We start from the raw sequence: 18517 nt of genomic DNA on the forward strand, positions 1-18517 counted from the left end.
CAAGCCGAACCGAATGCCGCCGGGCGCCGCATTGCGCGGTGACCGGCCGAAGCGTAAGGCTCGGTTTCGATCCGCCGACAGGAGCAGCCCGTGACAGCGCTCACCATGACCGCGAACGCCCAGAGCTTTCCGATCAACGGCCGCTTCCGCATCGCGCGGGGCGCCAGCACCGAAGCCCATGTGATCGAATGCGTCATCGGCGACGGTGCGTCGACCGGCCATGCGGAATGCGTTCCCTATGCTCATTATGGCGAGACGGTCGACAGCGTTATCGAGCAGATTGCCGGCCTGCCCGCGCTCGACGCGCAGCTCACCTGCGACGAGTTGCGCGCCATCGTTGGCCAATCCCTGCCCGCCGGTGCGGCGCGCAACGCCGTCGACTGCGCCCTGTGGGATCTCGCCGCCAAGCGATCGGGCACCCCGGTCCACGCGCTCGTCTGCCGGCATCCGCCGCGTCCGGTCGAGACGGCGGTGACGCTGTCGCTCGATTCGCCCGACAACATGGCCGACGCGGCGCGCGGAGCCAAGAACAGGAAGCTTCTGAAGATGAAGCTGTGCGGCGACGATCTGGACATCGCCCGCATGCATGCGGTGGCCGCGAACGCCCCGGACGCCCGTCTGATCGTCGATGCCAACGAATCCTGGCGCGAGGACAATCTCGTCGCGATGATGGAGGAAGCCGCCCAACTCCACGTCGCCCTGGTCGAACAGCCACTGCCCGCCGGCGCCGACGCGAAACTGGCGGAAATCCCCCACCCCGTGCCGGTGTGCGCCGACGAGGCCGCCCACGTGACCGCCGATCTCGAACGGCTTGGCCGGCTCTACGACGTCGTCAACATCAAGCTCGACAAGACCGGCGGACTGACCGAGGCGCTGCGGATGCGCGATCGCGCCCGCCAGATGGGCTTCGGCATCATGGTCGGCTGCATGGTCGGCACCTCGCTGGCGATGGCGCCCGCCGTCCTTCTCGCCCAGGATGCCGATTTCGTCGATCTGGACGGGCCGCTGCTGCTGGCCCGCGACCGCAAGCCGGCGCTGCACTATTACGGGGCGACCGTTTCGCCGCCCGCGCCCGCCCTTTGGGGCTGAGCGCCGTTGACCCCGGTCGCCAATCAGCTACACCGGCCCGAGCAGGAACCGGGAGGATATCGATGGATCTGGGACTGAAGGGCAAGAAGGCGATCGTGTGCGCGTCGAGCCGCGGGCTCGGGCGCGGCTGCGCCGAGGCGCTGGCGCGCGAGGGCGTCGATCTGTTCATCAACGGGCGCAACGCAGAAACCAGCGAGAAGACCGCCGAGGCGCTGCGCGCCCACGGCGTTTCCGTTGAACTCGTGCTCGGCTCGATGTCCGATCCGGCGACGCAGGAGGCGCTTCTGGCCGCCTGTCCCGAGCCCGACATTCTCGTCAACAACAATGGCGGCCCGCCGCTCAAGGACTTCCGCGACCTCGACCGCGACGCCATGCTCGAAGGCGTGACGCAGAACATGGTCACCCCGATCGAGATGATCCAGCGGGTGATCGACGGGATGGCCGAGCGCGGTTTCGGCCGCATCGTCAACATCACATCCCTGTCGGTCTACCAGCCCATTCTGGGCCTCGACCTGTCGTCGGGCGCGCGCGCCGGGCTGACCGCGTTTCTCGCCGGCATCGCCCGCTCGGTCGCCGGCAAGAACGTGACGATCAACAACATCCTGCCCGGCAAGATCGACACCGACCGCATCCGCCAGACGATGGTCTACGCGGCCGAAAAGCGCGGCGTAGAGCTCGACGACGAGCGCCAGCGGCAGATCGACCAGATCCCGGCCCGGCGCCTCGGAACCCCCGAGGAGTTCGGCGCGACATGCGCGTTCCTGTGCTCTGTCCATGCGGGCTATATCACAGGCCAGAACGTCAAGCTCGACGGCGGCGTCTATCAGGGGGCGTTCTGAGGCCCGCTGCGACGATCGGATTGAAGTGCGCGCGCGGCCGGGCTACCGCTCGCCCATAACACACGACCGGAAAGGATCGGGCATGAGCGCGGATACGGACGAGGCGACACGGCCGGCAGGCCATTCGGATCTGGACGAGAACGCGCTGTTCTTTCACCAGAACCCGGTCCCCGGAAAGCTCGAAATCCGCGCCACAAAACCACTCGGAAACCAGCGCGACCTGGCGCTCGCCTATTCGCCCGGCGTTGCCGCGCCCTGCCTTGCCATCGCCGCCGAGCCGGACCGCGCCGCCGACTACACCGCGCGCGGCAATCTCGTCGCGGTCGTCTCGAACGGGTCGGCCGTGCTGGGGCTCGGCAACATCGGCCCGCTCGCCTCAAAGCCCGTCATGGAGGGCAAGGCGGTCCTGTTCAAGAAGTTCGCCGGCATCGACGTCTTCGATATCGAGATCGACGCGCCCGAAGTGGACCGCATGGTCGATGTCGTCTCGGCGCTCGAGCCGACCTTCGGCGGCATCAATCTCGAGGACATCAAGTCGCCCGAATGCTTCGAGGTCGAGGAACAGCTTCGCGAACGGATGGGCATCCCCGTCTTTCACGACGACCAGCACGGCACGGCGATCATCGTTGCGGCCTGCATCCTCAATGGGCTCGAACTGGCCGGAAAGTCGCTCGATCAGGTCAAGATCGTCACCTCGGGCGCCGGCGCGGCCGCGCTCGCATGCCTCAATCTCCTGGTCTCACTCGGCGCGAGGAAGGACAACATCATCGTCACCGACATCGACGGCGTGGTCTATAAGGGCCGCCCCGGCGACATCGACCGCTGGAAGGCCGTCTTCGCGCGTGACACGGACCTGCGCACCCTCGAACAGGCCATCGACGGCGCGGACGTGTTCCTGGGCCTGAGCGCGGCGGGCGTTCTCAAGCAGAGCTATCTGGCGAAGATGGCCGACAATCCGCTGATCATGGCGCTTGCCAACCCGGTCCCGGAGATCATGCCCGACGAGGCGCGCGCCGCCCGCCCCGACGCGATGATCTGCACCGGCCGCTCCGACTTCCCCAACCAGGTCAACAACGTCCTTTGCTTTCCCTACATCTTCCGGGGCGCGCTCGACTGCGGCGCCCGGACGATCAACGAGGAGATGAAGGCCGCTGCCGTCAAGGCGATCGCCCAGCTTGCGCGCGAGGAGCCTTCCGACATCGCCGCCCGCGCCTATTCGGGCGAGACGCCGATCTTCGGGCCGGACTATCTGATCCCCTCGCCGTTCGACCAGCGGCTCATCCTGCGGATCGCCCCGGCCGTCGCGAAGGCGGCAATGGACAGCGGCGTCGCCAGCCGGCCGATCCAGGACATGGATGCCTATCGCGACCGGCTGAACCGGTTCGTGTTCCGCTCGGGCCTGGTGATGAAGCCGATCATCTCGGCCGCCCAGACCGGCGAGACGCAGCGCGTCATCTACGCCGACGGCGAGGACGAGCGGGTGCTGCGCGCCGCCCAGATCGTGCTGGAGGACCGCATCGCCCAGCCGATCCTCGTCGGCCGGCCCGACGTGGTCGAGGCCCGCCTCAAGCGCTACGGGCTGCGCATCCGGCCCGGCACCGACTTCGAGCTGATCAATCCCGAGAACGATCCGCGCTACCGCACCTATGTCGACCATCTCATCGAGATCGGCGGGCGGCAGGGCTTCACGCCCGACTATGCCCGCACGCTGGTGCGCACCAACGCCACCGTGATCTCGGCGATCGCGCTGATGCGCGACGAGGCGGACGCGATGATCTGCGGTCTCGACGGTCGCTACGAACGCCATCTGCGCTCGGTGCGCGCCATCGTCGGCGTGCGGGAGACCGCGCGCGACCTTTCCGCCCTGTCGCTGCTGATCTCGGGCAGCGGCATGACCTTTTTCACCGACACCTATGTCACGATCGAGCCCAAGGCCGAGGAACTGGCCGAGATGACGATGCTGGCCGCCGAGGAAATCCGGCGGTTCGGCGTCGAGCCCAAAGCCGCGCTTCTGTCCCACTCCAACTTCGGCTCGCGCGACAGCGCCTCCGCCGCCAAGATGCGGCGCGCGGTGGAAATCCTGCACAAGACGGCGCCCGACCTTTGCGTCGATGGCGAGATGCACGCCGACAGCGCGCTGAACCCGGAACTGCGGGCGCGCGTGCTGCCCCACTCGATCCTGCACGGCGAAGCCAATCTTCTGGTCTTCCCGGACCTCGATGCGGCCAACATCACGCTCAACGCGGTCAAGTCGATGACCGACGCGCTCCATGTCGGCCCGATCCTTCTGGGCACGGCCCGCCCCGCCCACGTGCTGACGACGTCGGTGACGTCGCGCGGCGTCGTCAACATGACCGCGATCGCGGCCGTCGAGGCGGTGCAGCGGACGTCCGAGGCGACCGCGTGATCTTCACGTCCCGTTAACGTTCATCGTAAATTCAGGTCGCCCGCGACATGCTCGCCCTGACAGCTTAATGTTCTGGCCGTGCGTATCGGCAACCATGCGCACGGGGCGAGGTTTTGCGTTCATGGTTTCGCGCGTACACAGCGGCTGCTTGGCATGCCTTTGGCTGATTGCCATTGCAATCGGCGCGGCGGCACTGGTCGGCGCTTCGACCGGGCCCGCCCAGGCGCAGTCCTGCCGCGCGCTGCAGTCGCAGCTGGCCAGCGCCCGCAGCGGCGGTGGCAGCCGCGCCCAGTACCGCCGCTACGCCGAGGCGGCCCAGCGCCAGGCCCGCGAGCTGACCCGCGCCCAGCGCATCTATCACAGCCAGCGTTGCGCGCAGTCGGGCTCGCGCCAGTGCTACACGCTCGCAGACACCATCCGCCGAATGCAGTCGAACCTCGCCGAACTCGAACGCGTCCGCGACCGCAATCGCGGCGGCGCTTCCCAGCGCGAGATCCGGCGGCTCGAACGGGCCGTCCAGAGCGCGTGCCGCCCGCGCGAGACCCGTACGGCGGCCGTGCGGCGCGAGCCCGGAACGCGCGTCAAGGTGGAGCCCCGCGCGCCGGCCGCCACGATTCGACCGACCCCGCAACCCAGCTTTTCGGGCAACAACCGGACGCTGTGCGTGCGCACCTGCGATGGCTATTTCTTCCCGATCTCGTTTGCCACCAGCGCTTCGAACCTCGAGCGCGACGCGGCGATCTGTTCGGCCCTGTGCCCGGCCGCGCCGACCAAACTGTTCGTCCACCGCAGCGGCGACGACGAGGGCCCGCAGAACATGACGGCGCTCGACGGGACGCCCTACACCGACCTCGAGACGGCCTTTTCCTTCCGCGAGCGCAAGCGGAGCGCCGATTGCACCTGCGGACAAGCCAACATCGCGCTGATCGGGGTCGAAGGCGCCGAGCCCGCCGAAACCGAGGCCACGCAGACCCGGGACGAGGAGACCGTCCCGACGCTGCGGCCGGCACCCCGGCCCGATGCGGCGGCGGACCCCGAGACGGCGATGAATGAAAGTCAGGGGCTGACCGTGCGACGCATGGTCGACATCGCCCGCTCGGTAAGCGTCGGCGAAATCTACGATGTCGCCGAGGGACGCGACAAGATCAGGGTCGTCGGCGGAGAATTTCTTCCCGACCCAGAAGAGGCAATAGATCTGACAGCTCCGGCCCCCACGCCCTTCCCGTAAGCGCGATCCTGAGCGGCATGAACAGCGCCCGCCCCTTGCGGCCCGACTGCGCCTTGGCCGCGTCCGTCCAGGCCTTCCATGTCGTGCCGTCGACCTCGCCCTCGGGCAACACGTCGAATGCGTTCCGCGCATAGTCGAGATCGTCGCCGTCGAGCGCCGCCTCGTCCGTCGGCCCCGCCACGATGATCGGCCACCAGTCAGCCGCTTCGGGCACCTTCTTCACATTGGCGCGGATCATGGCCCAGAACGTTTCGGCGCGGCGATCGTCCACGTCGATCCCCGCATCGGCGAGCCGGTCGCGGACGGCGTCGAAGGCGAGCCCGTGCACGAGCGTCTCGTTGAGACCATCAAGATCGGCGGAATCGAACTTCGCCGCCGACCGGCTGGCCGCCCCGATGTCGAACGCCTCGGTCAGCGCATCCATGTCCGCCATCGCCGAAATCGCCGTGGACGAACCCGTCAGCACGGCAAGGCTCGCCACGGTCATCGGCTCGAAGCCGGCCCCCGCAAGGCTCTTGATCGACAGCGCGCCGCTGCGTTTGGAAAGCCCCTCGCCGCTCGCCGCCGTCAGCAGGTTGTGGTGACCGAAGGCCGGCGCTTCGCCGCCAAGCGCCTCGAACAGCGCGATCTGGGCACCGGTGTTGGTGACATGGTCGTCGCCGCGAATAACGTGGGTGACCTCCATCTGCATGTCGTCGACGACCGACGGCAGCGTGTAGAGGTAGGATCCGTCGCCCCTGATCAGCACCGGATCGGACATCGACGCCAGATCGACACCCTGCGGGCCGCGAACAATGTCGGCCCAGTGCACGTCGGTGCGTTCGGGTGCAAACGGATCGTCGTCGAAATTGGGCAGCAGGAACCGCCAGTGCGGCGTGCGCCCCTCGGCCTCGTAGGCGGCCTTTTCGTCTTCGGTCAGCTTGAGCGCCTCGCGGCCATAGACCGGCGGCAGCTTCCGAGACAGACGGATCCTGCGCCGGCGTTCGAGCTCGTCGGGCGTCTCGTAGCAGGGATAGAGCAGGCCCGCCCGCTTCAGCTTTTCGGCGGCGCCCTGATAGGCATCCATCCGTCGCGACTGATAGGCCGTGCGGTCGGGCTCGATGCCGAGCCAGCGCAGGTCGGCGGCGATCTGGTGGGCGAACTCGGCCTTCGAGCGCTCGGCGTCCGTGTCGTCGAACCTGAGGATGAACCGGCCGTCGTTCTGCCGCGCGAACAGCCAGTTGAACAGCGCCGTGCGGGCGTTGCCGATATGGATGTGGCCCGTCGGCGACGGGGCGAAGCGGACGGTGACACTCATGGCGCCCGCTTACGGAACCGTCGGCTGGTTGGCAAGCACATGCGCCCGGCGCCGCGCCAGAAGGCGTCGCGACGCGCCGGTCATGACGATCGCAACACCGGCGCAATAGACGCCCATCGCGACGATCTGCAGCGGATAGCTCACCCCGAGATCGATCAGCGCGCCGGTCAGGCCCGGCCCGACCGCGGTGGCGAACACCATCATGGCGACGATCACCGCGCGGATCGCGCCAAGCTGCCGCGTGCCGTAGATCTCCGGCCAGATGGCGCCGAACAGCGTCGACGAGAAGCCATAGGAGACGCCCAGAAGCGCCATGAAGACGAACGCGCTCCATTGCGCGTCGAGCAGGCCAAGCGCCAGGCACGCAAGCGACAAAGGGACCAGGAAGACCGGCAGCAGGGCCGTCGCCGAGAACCGGTCGATCAGCGCCCCCGCAATCAGCACGAAGACGATCGTCGTCACGCTCATCACGGCGAAGGAGGATGCGAAGACCGGCAGCGACCAGTCGCGCAGTTCGACCAGATAGACCTGGTGGAAGAAGATCGTCGTGCCGATGAACGGCGGCGCCAAAACGCCCGTCAGCAGCACCCAGAACAGCGGATCGCGCATCACCTCGCTGCGCGTCCAGTCGCGTGGCGCGATCGCCGTGGCGTCGGGCGCGTCCGATTGCGGCGAGCGTTCGCGTGCGGTCAGCGCGGCGATCGCCGGCAGCGCGACGATGACGAGCACGGCGGCCGCGACGAGCCACGCATTGCGCCAACCGAGCGCGGCGGCGACGGCGACGAAGGCGAACGGGAAAACCGCTTCGCCGGCATTGTGGCCCAGCGTGACCAGCGAGACCGCCCTGCCCCGGTTGGCCGCGAACCAGCGGCCCGTCGCCGTCAGCGCGTTCTGGGTCATCATGCCCTGGCCGAACAGGCGCAGCATGTAGATGACGACGACCAGCACGACCAGATGCGCCGAAAAGGCCATGCCGACCGCACCCGTCGCCAGAAGCGGCACGATGATCAGCGTCACCGTCGCCGCGCCGTAGCGGTCGGTGATCCGTCCCAGCCAGGGCAGCGTCAGCGCGCTGGCAAGCGTGGCGAGCATGTAGAGCCCGCCGAACTGGCCGTGCGTCAGCCCGTATTCGGCCCTGATGTCGCCGGCCGAAAGGGAGATGAAGAAGGTCTGGCCGAAGGACGAGAAGAAGGTCAGCAAAAAACCGCCGACGATCCACCGGGCATTGTTGGCCACGAAGCGGATAAATGGCATGAAAAGGCCTGCATTGAAAACGCCTTCCGCCCTAGCGTGCCGCCCGCAAAGAGGCAAGCCGCGCGGACGCGCGAAACCGACAGGGGACAAGACCATGGAACTGGAACACCGCCACGATCCGGCGGCCATCGCCGCGCGCCTCGCCCGTGGTGCCCGTCCCAACTATCTGCGCGACTGGGTCTACGGCGGCATCGATGGCGCCGTGACGACCTTCGCCATCGTTGCCGGCGTGGTCGGCGCGGCGCTTTCGGCCAACATCGTCATCATTCTGGGGCTCGCCAACCTGATCGCCGATGGCGTGTCGATGGCGGCGGGCAACTATTCGGCGACCAAGACCGAGCATGACGAGCTCGAACGCACCCGCGAGATGGAGCATCGCCACATCGCCATGGATCCCGACGGCGAGCGGGAGGAGGTGCGCCAGATCTTCCGCGCCAAGGGGTTCGAGGGCGAGACGCTGGACCGGGCCGTCGAAGCCATCACCGCCGACCGCGAACGCTGGATATCGACCATGGTCACCGAGGAGTTCGGCCTGAGCGAGAACGTGCGCGACCCGCTGACGGCGGCCGGGGCGACCTTCGCGGCCTTCGTGGCCTGCGGCGCGGTGCCGCTCGTGCCCTATTTCCTGTTTGACGCGGACGTCGCCAGCCCCGTCGCGCTCGTCATGACCGCGTCGGTCTTCTTCATGATCGGCTCGATGAAGAGCCGCTGGTCGCTTCAGCGCTGGTGGGTCTCGGGGCTCGAAACGCTGACCATCGGCTGCGGCGCGGCGGCGTTGGCCTTCGGCATCGGTTATGCGCTAAGAGGGTTCGGGGCAGGCTGAACGATTGGGGGAGTGAACCGCATGATCCGCAGATCAATGGCAGCGCTGGCGTTGGCGGTTCTTGCCGGCATGGGCACAACCAGGGCGCACGCGTCGCCGGGCTTCGATTTCGTGTGCTATGACCGCGACATCGTCGCCTCGGTCGGGCTCGATCTGGAATGGGCGAACGCCTATCTGGAGATCGGCGGCGAGGAGATCGTCCTGCCCGCAGCCGGCCAGGGCAACGCGAACAGGGACGCTTTCGCATTCTCCGGTGACGGGCTGTCGTTCCAGGGCTTTGCGCCCGAGGGTCAGTTGACGCTGGCCGACGGGCGCACGTCGCGCTGTTACCAGACCCGCAACTCGATCAAGACGATGGCGCTCTACGGCTCCGACAACAACTTCAGATGGTCGGTCTATGACGCGCGCGGCACTGGCAGCGGCAACGTTCGCGCCGCACCCTCGATCTTCGCGGAGAAGGTCGCTAGCCTCGGCGACGGCGAACCGGTGATCATCAGGCAGAACACCGACGAGTTCATGGACGGCTTCTTCTGGTTCCAGATCGAATTCGGCGAAGGCGAAACCGGCTACATCTGGGGCGCGCTGTTGTGCACCGATGCGGACATGCCTGAGCTGAACACGACCGTGCGGTCGTGCGATTAGCACCCGTCTGTCAGGGACTTATGATCGATCCCTGAATCGGTTCGTGATCGGATAGCGGCGGTCGCGGCCGAAATTCTTGCGCGTGATCTTCACGCCCGGCGCCGATTGCCGGCGCTTGTATTCGGCCACATAGAGCAGGTGCTCGATCCGGTGCACCAGTTCGCGGTCATGGCCGCGCGCGACGATCGCATCGACCGCCATCTCGTGTTCGACCAGACACTCCAGAATGTCGTCGAGCACGGGATAAGGCGGCAGTGAGTCCTGATCGGTCTGGTCCGGCCTCAGTTCGGCCGAGGGCGCCTTTTCGATGATGTTGACGGGGATCACCTCGCCCGTCGGCCCCAGCCCGCCCGGCGGCATGTGCGCGTTGCGCCAGCGCGCCATCGCGTAGACCTGCATCTTGTAGACGTCCTTGATCGGGTTGAACCCGCCATTCATGTCGCCATAGAGCGTGGCGTAGCCGACGCTCATCTCGCTCTTGTTGCCGGTGGTGACGACCATCGACCCGAACTTGTTGGAGATCGCCATCAGGATCGTCCCGCGCGTGCGGCTTTGCAGGTTCTCCTCGGTCACCCCCTCATTGGTGCCGGCGAACAGGTCCGACAGCGCCTCGAAGAAGCCTTCGACGGGCGCGTGGATCGGCACGACGTCGTAGCGGCAGCCGAGCGCCCTGGCGCACGCTTCCGCGTCGGCGATCGAATCGGGCGCGGTGTAGTCGTACGGCATCATCACGCAGCGCACCCGCTCCTCGCCGAGCGCATCGACGGCGAGCGCGGCGCAGATCGCCGAGTCGATGCCGCCGGACAGACCCAGCACAACGTTCGCGAAACCGTTCTTGTTCACATAGTCGCGCAGGCCTGTCATGCAGGCGCGGTAGTCCGCTTCAAGCGTGTCGGGAATGACCGACTTCGGCCCATCGGTGCAGACCCAGCCATCATCCGAGCGGCGGAACGTGACCACCGCGACCTGCTCCTCGAACTGGCTCATCTGGAAGGCGAGCGTGCGGTCGGCGTTGAACGCGAACGAGGCGCCGTCGAAGATCAGATCGTCCTGACCGCCAACCTGGTTGGCGTATATCATCGGCGCGTCGCTCTCGATCACCTGGCGCAGCACGACCTGGTGGCGCACATCCATCTTGTCGCGATAGTAGGGGGAGCCGTTCGGCACCAGCAGGATCTCCGCCCCGCTCTCGGCGAGCGTCTCGCACACGCCCATGTCGCCCCAGATGTCCTCGCAGATCGGAATGCCGATCCGCACGCCGCGGAAGTCGACCGGCCCGCGTATCGGCCCGGGCTCGAACACGCGCTTTTCGTCGAACTCGCCATAGTTGGGCAGATCGACCTTGAACCATTCCGAGGTCACCTTGCCGCCGTCGAGCACCAGGGCAGCGTTATGCCGCTTGCCGTCGCGCAGGAGCGGAAGACCCATGATCACGCCCGGACCGCCATCGGCGGTGTCCTCGGCCAGCGCGCGCACGGCCTTCTCGCAGGCCGCAAGGAAGGCCGGCTTCAGAACGAGATCCTCGGGCGGGTAGCCGGCGATGAAAAGCTCGGTGAAGACGACCAGATCGGCACCGTGGCGTGCCGCGTCGGCGCGTGCCTTGCGCGCCTTGTCGAGGTTGCCGGCGATGTCGCCCACCGTCGGGTTGAGCTGCGCGATCGCGATGCGGAACGTGTCGGAAATAGCCGTCATGGCGTTTGCCCTAGCCCGCCGCGAACCGCCGCGCAACATGGCCCCGCGCCGCAGCTAGAACGCCTCCAAGGCCCGCTGACGCCCGTTCAACTTGGGTCGATGGCGTTTTCCACTGTGTGGAACGATACCAAAGCTGTGTTTGACAGGGCCATGGTGAAGAACATAAGCGTATTTCGAGCCGGCTTTGCCATGAATTGCCGGCTTTTCGGGGGCGAAACTTCTTATGACAATGCATGTCGCTGACGGCCCGTTCGGCGGGCTGGAGCGGCGCTTGAGGGAGCGCGTCGAATACGCGCTCCTGCGCCGCACGTTCGACAAGGGCGAGCATCTTTATGCTGCCGGGAACGAGTATGCCGGCCTGTTCTGGCTGCGTTCGGGCGTGGCGCTGGCCTACAACCGGCGCGGCGACCGCTACGAATTCGCCGTGCCGCTGCACTGGGGCTTGTGGGGTGCGCCGAGCATCATCTCCCGCAAGCACAACAGCACGCTGGAAGCGCGAACCCGCTGCGTCGTCGACTGGCTTCCGCCCGAAGCGACGCGCGCGCTGATGGAAGAGGCCGAGTTCGTGCGCCTGGTCGCCAAGTGGACCGCCGACGACTATGCGATGCTGCTCGATATGCTCGCCGTCATGAGCATCGGCCGGTCCGAGGATCGCCTTTTGGGTTACCTGACGCGCATCCACGCCTTCGCCGTCGCAAATCCCGATGCCATGGCTGGCGCACAGTCCGCCTCGGGCATCGCGTGGCCCTTCACGACGGTCCAGCTTGCGGCCTTCCTCGGCCTGTCGCGGCCGCATCTGAGCGCCATCCTCGGCCGCCTGAACGGCGATGGCCGGGTCCGTATCGCCGACCGGCTGCTCTATATGCCCGAGCCGCAGCGCCGGGAGGGCAGCGCGGTGGACGGCGAAGCCGGAGCGGGCGATCAGTCCCGGCCCTGATAGACCGGCAGACCGTCGCAGATCTCGTAGTAATCGCCCTTGTCGGCGGCGAAGATGTGGTGGCTTGCGGCGAGGCCGCTCGGCAGGTCGAAACCGCCTGCCATGATCGACATGCCCTGCCCGCCCTCGCGCCGCCAGAACAGGAGCGATCCGCAATGGCGGCAAAAGCCGCGTCGCGCGTCGGGCGAGGCCGCATACCATGTCAGGTTATCGCCGCCCGTCACGGTCAGCGCCGCCGCGTCGCAGCGGGTCGCCGCCACGAAATGACCGGACTGTTTGCGGCACTGCGTGCAGTGGCAGTAGATGACCTCGCGCAGCGGTCCATCGACCGCAAAGCGCACCGCGCCGCAATGACAGCCGCCGGTTTTCATGTGCGTGGCTCCGCTGGCCGTGCGCGCCGGGCGCGCACGGCGGCCGGTCTCAGGCCGTTGCAGCGACACGCGGCGCCGCGCCCTTCCGCCCGTCCTTGAGCCGTTCGGCCACAAGGAACGCCAGTTCGAGCGACTGGTCGGCATTCAGACGCGGATCGCAATGGGTGTGATAGCGGTCCGAAAGCTGCTCCTCGGTCACCGCGCGCGCCCCGCCCATGCATTCGGTCACATCCTTGCCGGTCATCTCGATGTGGATGCCGCCCGGATAGGTGCCTTCGGCCTGATGAACGTCGAAGAAGCCGCTCACCTCGCCCAGCACGCGATCGAACGGCCGCGTCTTGTAGCCGTTGGCCGTGATCGTGTTGCCGTGCATCGGATCGCACGACCACACCACCTTCTTGCCCTCGCGCTCGACCGCGCGGATCAGCGCCGGAAGGTGCTTTTCCACCTTGTCGTGGCCGAACCGGGCGATCAGGGTCAGGCGGCCGGCCTCGTTGTTCGGATTGAGCGCGTCGATCAGGTTCAGAAGATCGTCCGGCTCGAGCGACGGGCCGCACTTCAGGCCGATCGGGTTCTTGATCCCGCGCGCGAATTCGACATGGGCGTGGTCGGCCTGCCGCGTGCGGTCGCCGATCCAGATCATGTGACCCGAGGTCGTGTAGTAGTCGCCAGAGGTGGAGTCGACCCGCGTCATCGCCTCCTCGTAGCCCAGAAGCAACGCCTCGTGGCTGGTGTAGAAATCGGTCTCGCGCAGCCGGGCGTAATTCTCTGCCGTCAGGCCGATCGAAGCCATGAAGTCGAGCGTCTCGGTGATGCGGTCCGCGAGTTGCTCGTACCGTTCGCCTTGCGGGCTGTTGGCGACGAAGCCCATGGTCCATTCATGGACGTTGTCGAGCCGGGCATAGCCGCCCTGCGCGAAGGCGCGAAGAAGGTTCAGCGTCGCTGCCGACTGCCGGTAGGCCATGATCTGGCGTTCCGGATCGGGAATGCGCGAGGCCTCGTTGAACTCGATGCCGTTGATGATGTCGCCCCGGTAGGACGGAAGCTCCGTGTCGTCGCGCTTTTCGATGTCCGACGAGCGCGGCTTGGCGAACTGACCGGCGATGCGGCCCACCTTGACCACCGGCTTGGACGCGCCGAACGTCAGAACGACCGCCATCTGCAGGAAGACGCGGAAGAAGTCGCGGATGTTGTCGGCGCCATGCTCGGCGAAGCTCTCGGCGCAGTCCCCGCCCTGCAGCAGGAACGCCTTGCCTTCGGCCACCTCGGCCAGCCCTGCCTTCAGCGAGCGCGCCTCGCCGGCGAAGACAAGCGGCGGAAAGCTGCGGAGACGGTCCTCGACGGCCGTCAGCCTGTCCTGGTCGGGATAGGCGGGCACCTGCAAGATCGGTTTGCCGCGCCAGCTCTGGGGTGTCCAATTGTCTGCCATGATCGTTACGCCTGCTCGTCCAAGGTCACGCGCATCGCGCGCGATGGGCTCTATAGAGCACGCATGACGGCCATGTCACCCCGCAAAGGCGGGCAAAGGTTCAGCCCTGTCGCTGCAGGAAGCCGTCGACATGGTTCAGATCGGCCGTCACCTCGTCGATCAGCGCCAGTTCGTCGGGCGCCAGCTTGACCGATCGCGGATAGAGCGGAGACGCGCGGTCGCGCACGATCGGCGTATCGAAGGCCGCCGTGCTCTTGACGAACCCGCGCGCGCCAGGTTCGCCGAACTGATGCAGATAGCCCTGCAGAACGGCGTCCAGATAGCTTTGCAGGATATGGTGCTGCGTGCCGCCCCGCGCCGGCGGCCGCGCCACATAGACGTAATAGGGAAGATCGGGCAGGTCCGCGCCCTCGCGCGCGAGGCGCAGTTGCGACCGGTCGAGCCGCACCCGGTCATAGCCGTGCTCGCGCTCGTCGACCGAGGGCAGGCTTTCGACGTGGTCGAAGACGAGAAGCCCGCTCAGCTCGGCCGCGCCGTGGTCGGCGTGATAGGCGCTCAGGAAGGAGACCGGATAGCGCGACCGGTCCGATCGTTCCTGCCAGCGGCGCCCGAAGCCGGACAGATGCGCCCGCTCGCAATGGATGACGTGCGTGCGATGGGTATGCGCGTTCACGAGCGAGCCGTAGCCGAAATAGGCCACGACGTCCTTCCTCGCTGCCAGTGTCGTCAGATCGTAGGCCATGGATCAGGCTGCGATGCGCTCTCCCTGCCGCACCAGATAGGTCGGCTTGTAGAGCGTGACCAGTTCCTCCGACGCGGTCGGATGAACGGCCATGGTCGCGTCGAAATGATCCTTGGTACAGCGCGCCTTCAATGGAATGGCCAGAAGCTGCGCCATTTCGCCGGCGCCCGGCCCGATCACGTGCGCGCCCACGACGATCCGGCTGGCCGCGTCAACGATGAGCTTCATCATCATCTTCTCGCGGCGGTCAGGCAGCACGTTGTGCATCGGCCTGAACTCGGTCTTGTAGATTTCCAGTTCGCCGTACCGTTCGATCGCCTGCGCCTCGGTCAGCCCGACCGTGCCGATCTCGGGCTGCGAGAAGACCGCCGTCGCGACGGTCTCGTAGTCCGGCCTCGTCGGATTGTCCTTGAACGCGGTTTCGAGAAAGCACATCGCCTCGTGGATCGCGACCGGTGTCAGCTGCATCCGGTTGGTCACGTCGCCGACCGCCCAGATGTTCGGCACGCTCGTGCGCGAATAGTCGTCGACCACGATCGCGCCGCGCAGGTCGGTTTCAACGCCGACCGCCTTCAGCCCCAGATTGTTGGTGTTGGGCCAGCGGCCGATCGCCATCATGACCTGGTCGACGACCATCTGCTCGCCCTTGGACAGGTGCACGTTCAGCCGGCCGTCCTCGCGCCGCGCGACGTCATGCAGGATCTGGTGGCAGATCACGCGGATGCCCTTGGCGACCATCGTGTCCTGCAGATGATCGCGCAGATCCTCGTCGAACCCGCCCAGGATCTTCGTGCCGCGATAGATCAGCGTCGTCTCGACGCCGAGCCCGTGGAAGATGTTGGCGAACTCGACCGCGATGTAGCCGCCGCCGGCGACGATGACCGAGCGCGGCAGTTCGTCCATCCGGAACGCCCCGTTCGACGTGATGCACAGCTCGTGGCCGGGAAGATCGATCGGCAGGTTGGGATGGCCGCCCGTGGCGATCAGGATCTGGTCCGCCGTCACGGTTTCGTCCGTGGCCTCGAGCCTGATCGTATGCGCATCGACCAGATGGGCGCGCGTGTCGTGGATCGTCACGCCGTTGCCGGTCAGCCCCTTGCGGTAAAGGCCCTCGAGACGTTCGATCTCGCGATCCTTGTTGGCGAGCAGCGTCGGCCAGTCGAACGTGACCGGTCCGACCTGCCAGCCATAGCCCGGCGCATCCTCGAAATGCTCGGAGAACTGGGAGGCGTAGACGAACAGCTTCTTGGGCACGCAGCCGCGAATGACGCAGGTGCCGCCCATCCGGTATTCCTCGGCCAGACCGACGCGCTTGCCCATGGCGCCGGCAAGGCGCGCGGCCCTGACGCCGCCCGACCCGCCGCCGATCACGAACAGATCATAGTCATGGTCGGCCATGGCCGGTCTTCCTTTCGACGTCGGTCTATTCGGTCGCGTTCTCGGTTTCCGTCTCGCCTTCGGCCTGCGGGGCCTGACGCAGGCCCGATTCCCGCAGGCGGTTCGAGACCGCCTCGAGAAGGTCGCGCTCGATGCCGCGCTGCCAGACGGCGGCCGCCTGCGTGACCTCGCGCGCGGCGATCGGCCCGTTGCGCAGCAGCGACTGGCCCGCCTCGGTCTGATAGAACGCGGCGATGGCCCGAAGATCATCTTCGGTCATCGCGCGGGCATAGATTTCGGCCGCCTCCCGCTCGAGATCGGCACGCCGCGCCGCAAGGGCGAGCGTCTCTTCGTCGACGAAGGTCAGGATCTCGTTTTCGAGATCGGGGTTGTTGGCGATCAGCTGCGCCTTGAGCGCCTCGGCCACCTGCGGCAGGATGTCGTCGTAGCGATCGGTGGCGTCGATCGCGCCGATCGCCGCGCGGGCCGCCTGAAGGTGGCTGTCGCTGACCTCCTGCGCGCTTGCCGGCGCGATGGCGACGAGCGCGCACGTAGCTGCTGTCAGAACTGCTTTGTGAAACGATTTCAATGGCATCTGTCTATCCCGTGATGAATGGCCGGCCAACCGCTCAACCGCATCGGCCTGCCCGATTTGTTCCGCTCATGGCACAGTCAGTTCGCGCACGCCAGCCTCGCCGGCGAAGATGGCGCGTGAGGCCATGGACAGGAAAAGCCCGTGCTCGACAACGCCCGGTATGGCGTTCAGAGCGCACGCCACCGCCTGTGGGTCGGAAATATGGCCGAAAGATGCGTCCGCGATCAGGTGTCCGCCATCGGTGATCAGCGGTTCGCCACGGCTGGCCGTCCGCAGCGCCACCTCTCCGCTGGCGCCATGGTCGCGGGCCACCGCCTCGATCGCCCGCCTTGTCGCCTCCGCCCCGAACGCATTGATCTCCACGGGCAGCGGAAACCGGCCGAGCGCCTCCACGCACTTGCTGTCGTCGGCGATCACAATCATCCGCGCGGCCGCGTGGGCGACGATCTTCTCGCGCAGCAGCGCGCCGCCACCGCCCTTGATCAGGTTGAGGGCGGGATCGATCTCGTCGGCGCCGTCGATGACGAGGTCGAGCTCGGGAACGTCGTCGAGCGATTCGAGCCGTATGCCGCCTTCCAGACACAGCCTAGCGGTGCGCTCGGAGGTCGGCACGCCGATGATCTCAAGCCCCTGACCGACCGCTTCGGCCAGAAACGCGACGAACTTCTCCGCGGTCGAACCCGTGCCGATGCCCAGCCGCATGCCGTTTTCGACATGGTCCATCGCCGCCCGCGCGGCGGCGGCCTTCATGTCGTCCGAACCCATTGGCGCGCTTTTCCCCTTGCCTGACCCGGCGGCTGCGTTAACACGGCCTGACCGCAACGCCAACCGCCGACCATGCGCGCCGGACGCCGCGACCGCACGAGGATCAATGCCCCCGCCCATCATCGTCTTCGATCTTGACGGCACGCTGATCGACACGGCGCCGGACCTGCTCGACAGCCTCAACCACGTCATCACGGCCGAGGGGCTGGCGCCCGTGCCGCCCCACGAATTGCGCGCCCATGTCGGCCATGGCGGCCGCGCGATGCTGCAGCACGTCCACGCGGCGCAGGGACGATCGCTCGACGAGCGGACGCAGGAACGCCTGTTCGACGCATTCATCGACCATTACGTCGCCGGCATGCCCGGCGCCTCCCGGCCCTTCGACGGAGCCCTCGCCTGCATGGACCGCTTCGCCCGGCAGGGCTGGCTGATGGCCGTATGCACCAACAAGCTCGACGGGCTCTCGCGAACGCTGCTGACCGCGCTCGGGATCGCCGACCGGTTCGCGGCGATCTGCGGCGCCGATACCTTTGCGATGCGCAAACCCGATCCGGGTCACCTGTTCGGCACGATCGACCGCGCAGGCGGCGAGGCGGAGAACGCCGTGATGGTCGGCGACAGCCGGACCGATATCGACACGGCGAGAGCCGCCGGCATTCCGGTCGTCGCGGTCGATTTCGGTTATTCGACCGAGCCGGTGAAGACGCTCGGACCGGATCGCGTGATCAGCCATTTCGACGCGCTGACCGTGCAGATGGCGCGGGCGCTCATCGACGCGCGTCCCGTTCAGACGGCGCGGCCCGCCGCGAGCCGTCGCTGAGCGCCGAAGGCGCGGCACACAGGGTCCCTGCGTGCCTTCCCTCGCCCCCGTTTGATGCTTGACTTGGCCACGGACCGCCGCCTATATCCCGCGCCGGTGCGGGCCCTTGGTCAAGCGCCTTTCGGGCGATTAGCTCAGCGGGAGAGCACTGCCTTCACACGGCAGGGGTCGCTGGTTCAATCCCAGCATCGCCCACCATTCGTTTCAACA

The 18517-nt window shown here is 67.0% G+C and carries 17 protein-coding genes and 1 tRNA gene; 9 read left to right on the forward strand and 9 right to left on the reverse strand.

Features of this window, described 5'->3' with window-relative positions; all coding sequences use genetic code 11:
* The first annotated feature begins 105 nt into the window (after positions 1 to 105).
* The 4 genes from dgcA (at position 106) to E0E05_RS10725 (ending at position 5563) form a co-directional block, all read left to right on the forward strand.
* A complete protein-coding gene (gene dgcA, locus E0E05_RS10710) occupies positions 106 to 1089 on the forward strand; it encodes an N-acetyl-D-Glu racemase DgcA (RefSeq protein WP_131618002.1) in 984 nt (327 codons plus the stop codon).
* A 62-nt stretch (positions 1090 to 1151) separates the two neighbouring features.
* A complete protein-coding gene (locus E0E05_RS10715; RefSeq protein WP_131616699.1) occupies positions 1152 to 1928 on the forward strand; it encodes an SDR family oxidoreductase in 777 nt (258 codons plus the stop codon).
* A gap of 82 nt (positions 1929 to 2010) precedes the next feature.
* Positions 2011 to 4335: an NADP-dependent malic enzyme gene (locus E0E05_RS10720; RefSeq protein ID WP_131616700.1), complete on the forward strand. Its 2325-nt coding sequence runs from the start codon at positions 2011 to 2013 to the stop codon at positions 4333 to 4335.
* 121 nt (positions 4336 to 4456) lie between these two features.
* Entirely contained in the window at positions 4457 to 5563 is a 1107-nt protein-coding gene (locus E0E05_RS10725) for a DUF2865 domain-containing protein (protein WP_158629345.1), read from the forward strand.
* On the opposite strand, the gene gltX is transcribed toward E0E05_RS10725, so the two are convergent.
* Positions 5481 to 6860 (reverse strand): glutamate--tRNA ligase, encoded by a 1380-nt coding sequence (gltX, locus tag E0E05_RS10730; RefSeq protein WP_131616702.1) that lies wholly within the window; start codon positions 6858 to 6860, stop codon positions 5481 to 5483. The two genes, E0E05_RS10725 and gltX, sit on opposite strands and share 83 nt — an antisense overlap.
* A gap of 9 nt (positions 6861 to 6869) precedes the next feature.
* Positions 6870 to 8114 carry an MFS transporter gene (locus tag E0E05_RS10735; RefSeq protein ID WP_131616703.1) on the reverse strand — a complete coding sequence of 415 codons (1245 nt, stop codon included), beginning with the start codon at positions 8112 to 8114 and terminating at the stop codon, positions 6870 to 6872.
* A gap of 94 nt (positions 8115 to 8208) precedes the next feature.
* Between E0E05_RS10735 and E0E05_RS10740 the strand changes: the two genes are divergently transcribed.
* Positions 8209 to 8937 carry a VIT1/CCC1 transporter family protein gene (locus E0E05_RS10740; RefSeq protein WP_131616704.1) on the forward strand — a complete coding sequence of 243 codons (729 nt, stop codon included), beginning with the start codon at positions 8209 to 8211 and terminating at the stop codon, positions 8935 to 8937.
* 21 nt (positions 8938 to 8958) lie between these two features.
* Positions 8959 to 9579: an SH3 domain-containing protein gene (locus E0E05_RS10745; protein WP_131616705.1), complete on the forward strand. Its 621-nt coding sequence runs from the start codon at positions 8959 to 8961 to the stop codon at positions 9577 to 9579.
* 18 nt (positions 9580 to 9597) lie between these two features.
* On the opposite strand, the gene E0E05_RS10750 is transcribed toward E0E05_RS10745, so the two are convergent.
* Positions 9598 to 11271, reverse strand: coding sequence for an NAD+ synthase (locus tag E0E05_RS10750; protein WP_131616706.1), 1674 nt, complete (start codon positions 11269 to 11271; stop codon positions 9598 to 9600).
* 223 nt (positions 11272 to 11494) lie between these two features.
* Between E0E05_RS10750 and E0E05_RS10755 the strand changes: the two genes are divergently transcribed.
* Complete coding sequence (locus tag E0E05_RS10755; protein ID WP_131616707.1) at positions 11495 to 12208, forward strand: Crp/Fnr family transcriptional regulator; 714 nt, start codon at positions 11495 to 11497, stop codon at positions 12206 to 12208.
* Here the strand turns inward: E0E05_RS10755 and E0E05_RS10760 are convergent.
* The 6 genes from E0E05_RS10760 to rpiA all read right to left on the reverse strand — a co-directional run bounded on the left by E0E05_RS10760 (position 12193) and on the right by rpiA (position 17487).
* Positions 12193 to 12579 (reverse strand): GFA family protein, encoded by a 387-nt coding sequence (locus E0E05_RS10760; RefSeq protein ID WP_131616708.1) that lies wholly within the window; start codon positions 12577 to 12579, stop codon positions 12193 to 12195. The two genes, E0E05_RS10755 and E0E05_RS10760, sit on opposite strands and share 16 nt — an antisense overlap.
* A 49-nt stretch (positions 12580 to 12628) precedes the next feature.
* Entirely contained in the window at positions 12629 to 14008 is a 1380-nt protein-coding gene (locus E0E05_RS10765) for a class II 3-deoxy-7-phosphoheptulonate synthase (RefSeq protein WP_131616709.1), read from the reverse strand.
* A 100-nt stretch (positions 14009 to 14108) separates the two neighbouring features.
* On the reverse strand, positions 14109 to 14750 hold the full coding sequence (locus tag E0E05_RS10770; RefSeq protein WP_131616710.1) for a gamma-glutamylcyclotransferase: 642 nt from the start codon (positions 14748 to 14750) through the stop codon (positions 14109 to 14111).
* A gap of 3 nt (positions 14751 to 14753) precedes the next feature.
* A complete protein-coding gene (gene gor / locus E0E05_RS10775; protein ID WP_131616711.1) occupies positions 14754 to 16148 on the reverse strand; it encodes a glutathione-disulfide reductase in 1395 nt (464 codons plus the stop codon).
* A 25-nt stretch (positions 16149 to 16173) separates the two neighbouring features.
* Complete coding sequence (locus E0E05_RS10780; RefSeq protein ID WP_131616712.1) at positions 16174 to 16722, reverse strand: DUF2059 domain-containing protein; 549 nt, start codon at positions 16720 to 16722, stop codon at positions 16174 to 16176.
* Between the two features lie 66 nt (positions 16723 to 16788).
* The gene (gene rpiA / locus E0E05_RS10785) at positions 16789 to 17487 is read right to left on the reverse strand and encodes a ribose-5-phosphate isomerase RpiA (protein ID WP_131616713.1); all 699 of its coding nucleotides are present in this window, start codon (positions 17485 to 17487) and stop codon (positions 16789 to 16791) included.
* Between the two features lie 106 nt (positions 17488 to 17593).
* Between rpiA and E0E05_RS10790 the strand changes: the two genes are divergently transcribed.
* Both E0E05_RS10790 and E0E05_RS10795 read left to right on the forward strand, forming a co-directional pair.
* Positions 17594 to 18307, forward strand: a complete 714-nt coding sequence (locus tag E0E05_RS10790) for a phosphoglycolate phosphatase (RefSeq protein ID WP_131616714.1) — start codon at positions 17594 to 17596, stop codon at positions 18305 to 18307.
* Between the two features lie 123 nt (positions 18308 to 18430).
* Positions 18431 to 18505: transfer RNA gene (locus E0E05_RS10795), tRNA-Val, on the forward strand.
* Positions 18506 to 18517: the final 12 nt, after the last annotated feature.

It is taken from the genome of Roseitalea porphyridii (assembly GCF_004331955.1).
Lineage (GTDB): Bacteria > Pseudomonadota > Alphaproteobacteria > Rhizobiales > Rhizobiaceae > Roseitalea > Roseitalea porphyridii.

Excerpts from the sequence above, each read along its gene's own strand:
- E0E05_RS10770 (WP_131616710.1), bottom strand. The coding sequence starts at position 14,750 with ATGGCCTACGATCTGACGACACTGGCAGCGAGGAAGGACGTCGTGGCC.
- E0E05_RS10765 (WP_131616709.1), bottom strand. The coding sequence starts at position 14,008 with ATGGCAGACAATTGGACACCCCAGAGCTGGCGCGGCAAACCGATCTTG.
- dgcA (WP_131618002.1), top strand. The coding sequence starts at position 106 with ATGACCGCGAACGCCCAGAGCTTTCCGATCAACGGCCGCTTCCGCATC.
- E0E05_RS10745 (WP_131616705.1), top strand. The coding sequence starts at position 8,959 with ATGATCCGCAGATCAATGGCAGCGCTGGCGTTGGCGGTTCTTGCCGGC.
- E0E05_RS10735 (WP_131616703.1), bottom strand. The coding sequence starts at position 8,114 with ATGCCATTTATCCGCTTCGTGGCCAACAATGCCCGGTGGATCGTCGGC.
- E0E05_RS10740 (WP_131616704.1), top strand. The coding sequence starts at position 8,209 with ATGGAACTGGAACACCGCCACGATCCGGCGGCCATCGCCGCGCGCCTC.
- E0E05_RS10750 (WP_131616706.1), bottom strand. The coding sequence starts at position 11,271 with ATGACGGCTATTTCCGACACGTTCCGCATCGCGATCGCGCAGCTCAAC.
- E0E05_RS10720 (WP_131616700.1), top strand. The coding sequence starts at position 2,011 with ATGAGCGCGGATACGGACGAGGCGACACGGCCGGCAGGCCATTCGGAT.
- E0E05_RS10760 (WP_131616708.1), bottom strand. The coding sequence starts at position 12,579 with ATGAAAACCGGCGGCTGTCATTGCGGCGCGGTGCGCTTTGCGGTCGAT.
- E0E05_RS10715 (WP_131616699.1), top strand. The coding sequence starts at position 1,152 with ATGGATCTGGGACTGAAGGGCAAGAAGGCGATCGTGTGCGCGTCGAGC.
- E0E05_RS10725 (WP_158629345.1), top strand. The coding sequence starts at position 4,457 with ATGGTTTCGCGCGTACACAGCGGCTGCTTGGCATGCCTTTGGCTGATT.
- E0E05_RS10780 (WP_131616712.1), bottom strand. The coding sequence starts at position 16,722 with ATGCCATTGAAATCGTTTCACAAAGCAGTTCTGACAGCAGCTACGTGC.
- E0E05_RS10790 (WP_131616714.1), top strand. The coding sequence starts at position 17,594 with ATGCCCCCGCCCATCATCGTCTTCGATCTTGACGGCACGCTGATCGAC.
- rpiA (WP_131616713.1), bottom strand. The coding sequence starts at position 17,487 with ATGGGTTCGGACGACATGAAGGCCGCCGCCGCGCGGGCGGCGATGGAC.
- E0E05_RS10755 (WP_131616707.1), top strand. The coding sequence starts at position 11,495 with ATGACAATGCATGTCGCTGACGGCCCGTTCGGCGGGCTGGAGCGGCGC.
- gor (WP_131616711.1), bottom strand. The coding sequence starts at position 16,148 with ATGGCCGACCATGACTATGATCTGTTCGTGATCGGCGGCGGGTCGGGC.
- gltX (WP_131616702.1), bottom strand. The coding sequence starts at position 6,860 with ATGAGTGTCACCGTCCGCTTCGCCCCGTCGCCGACGGGCCACATCCAT.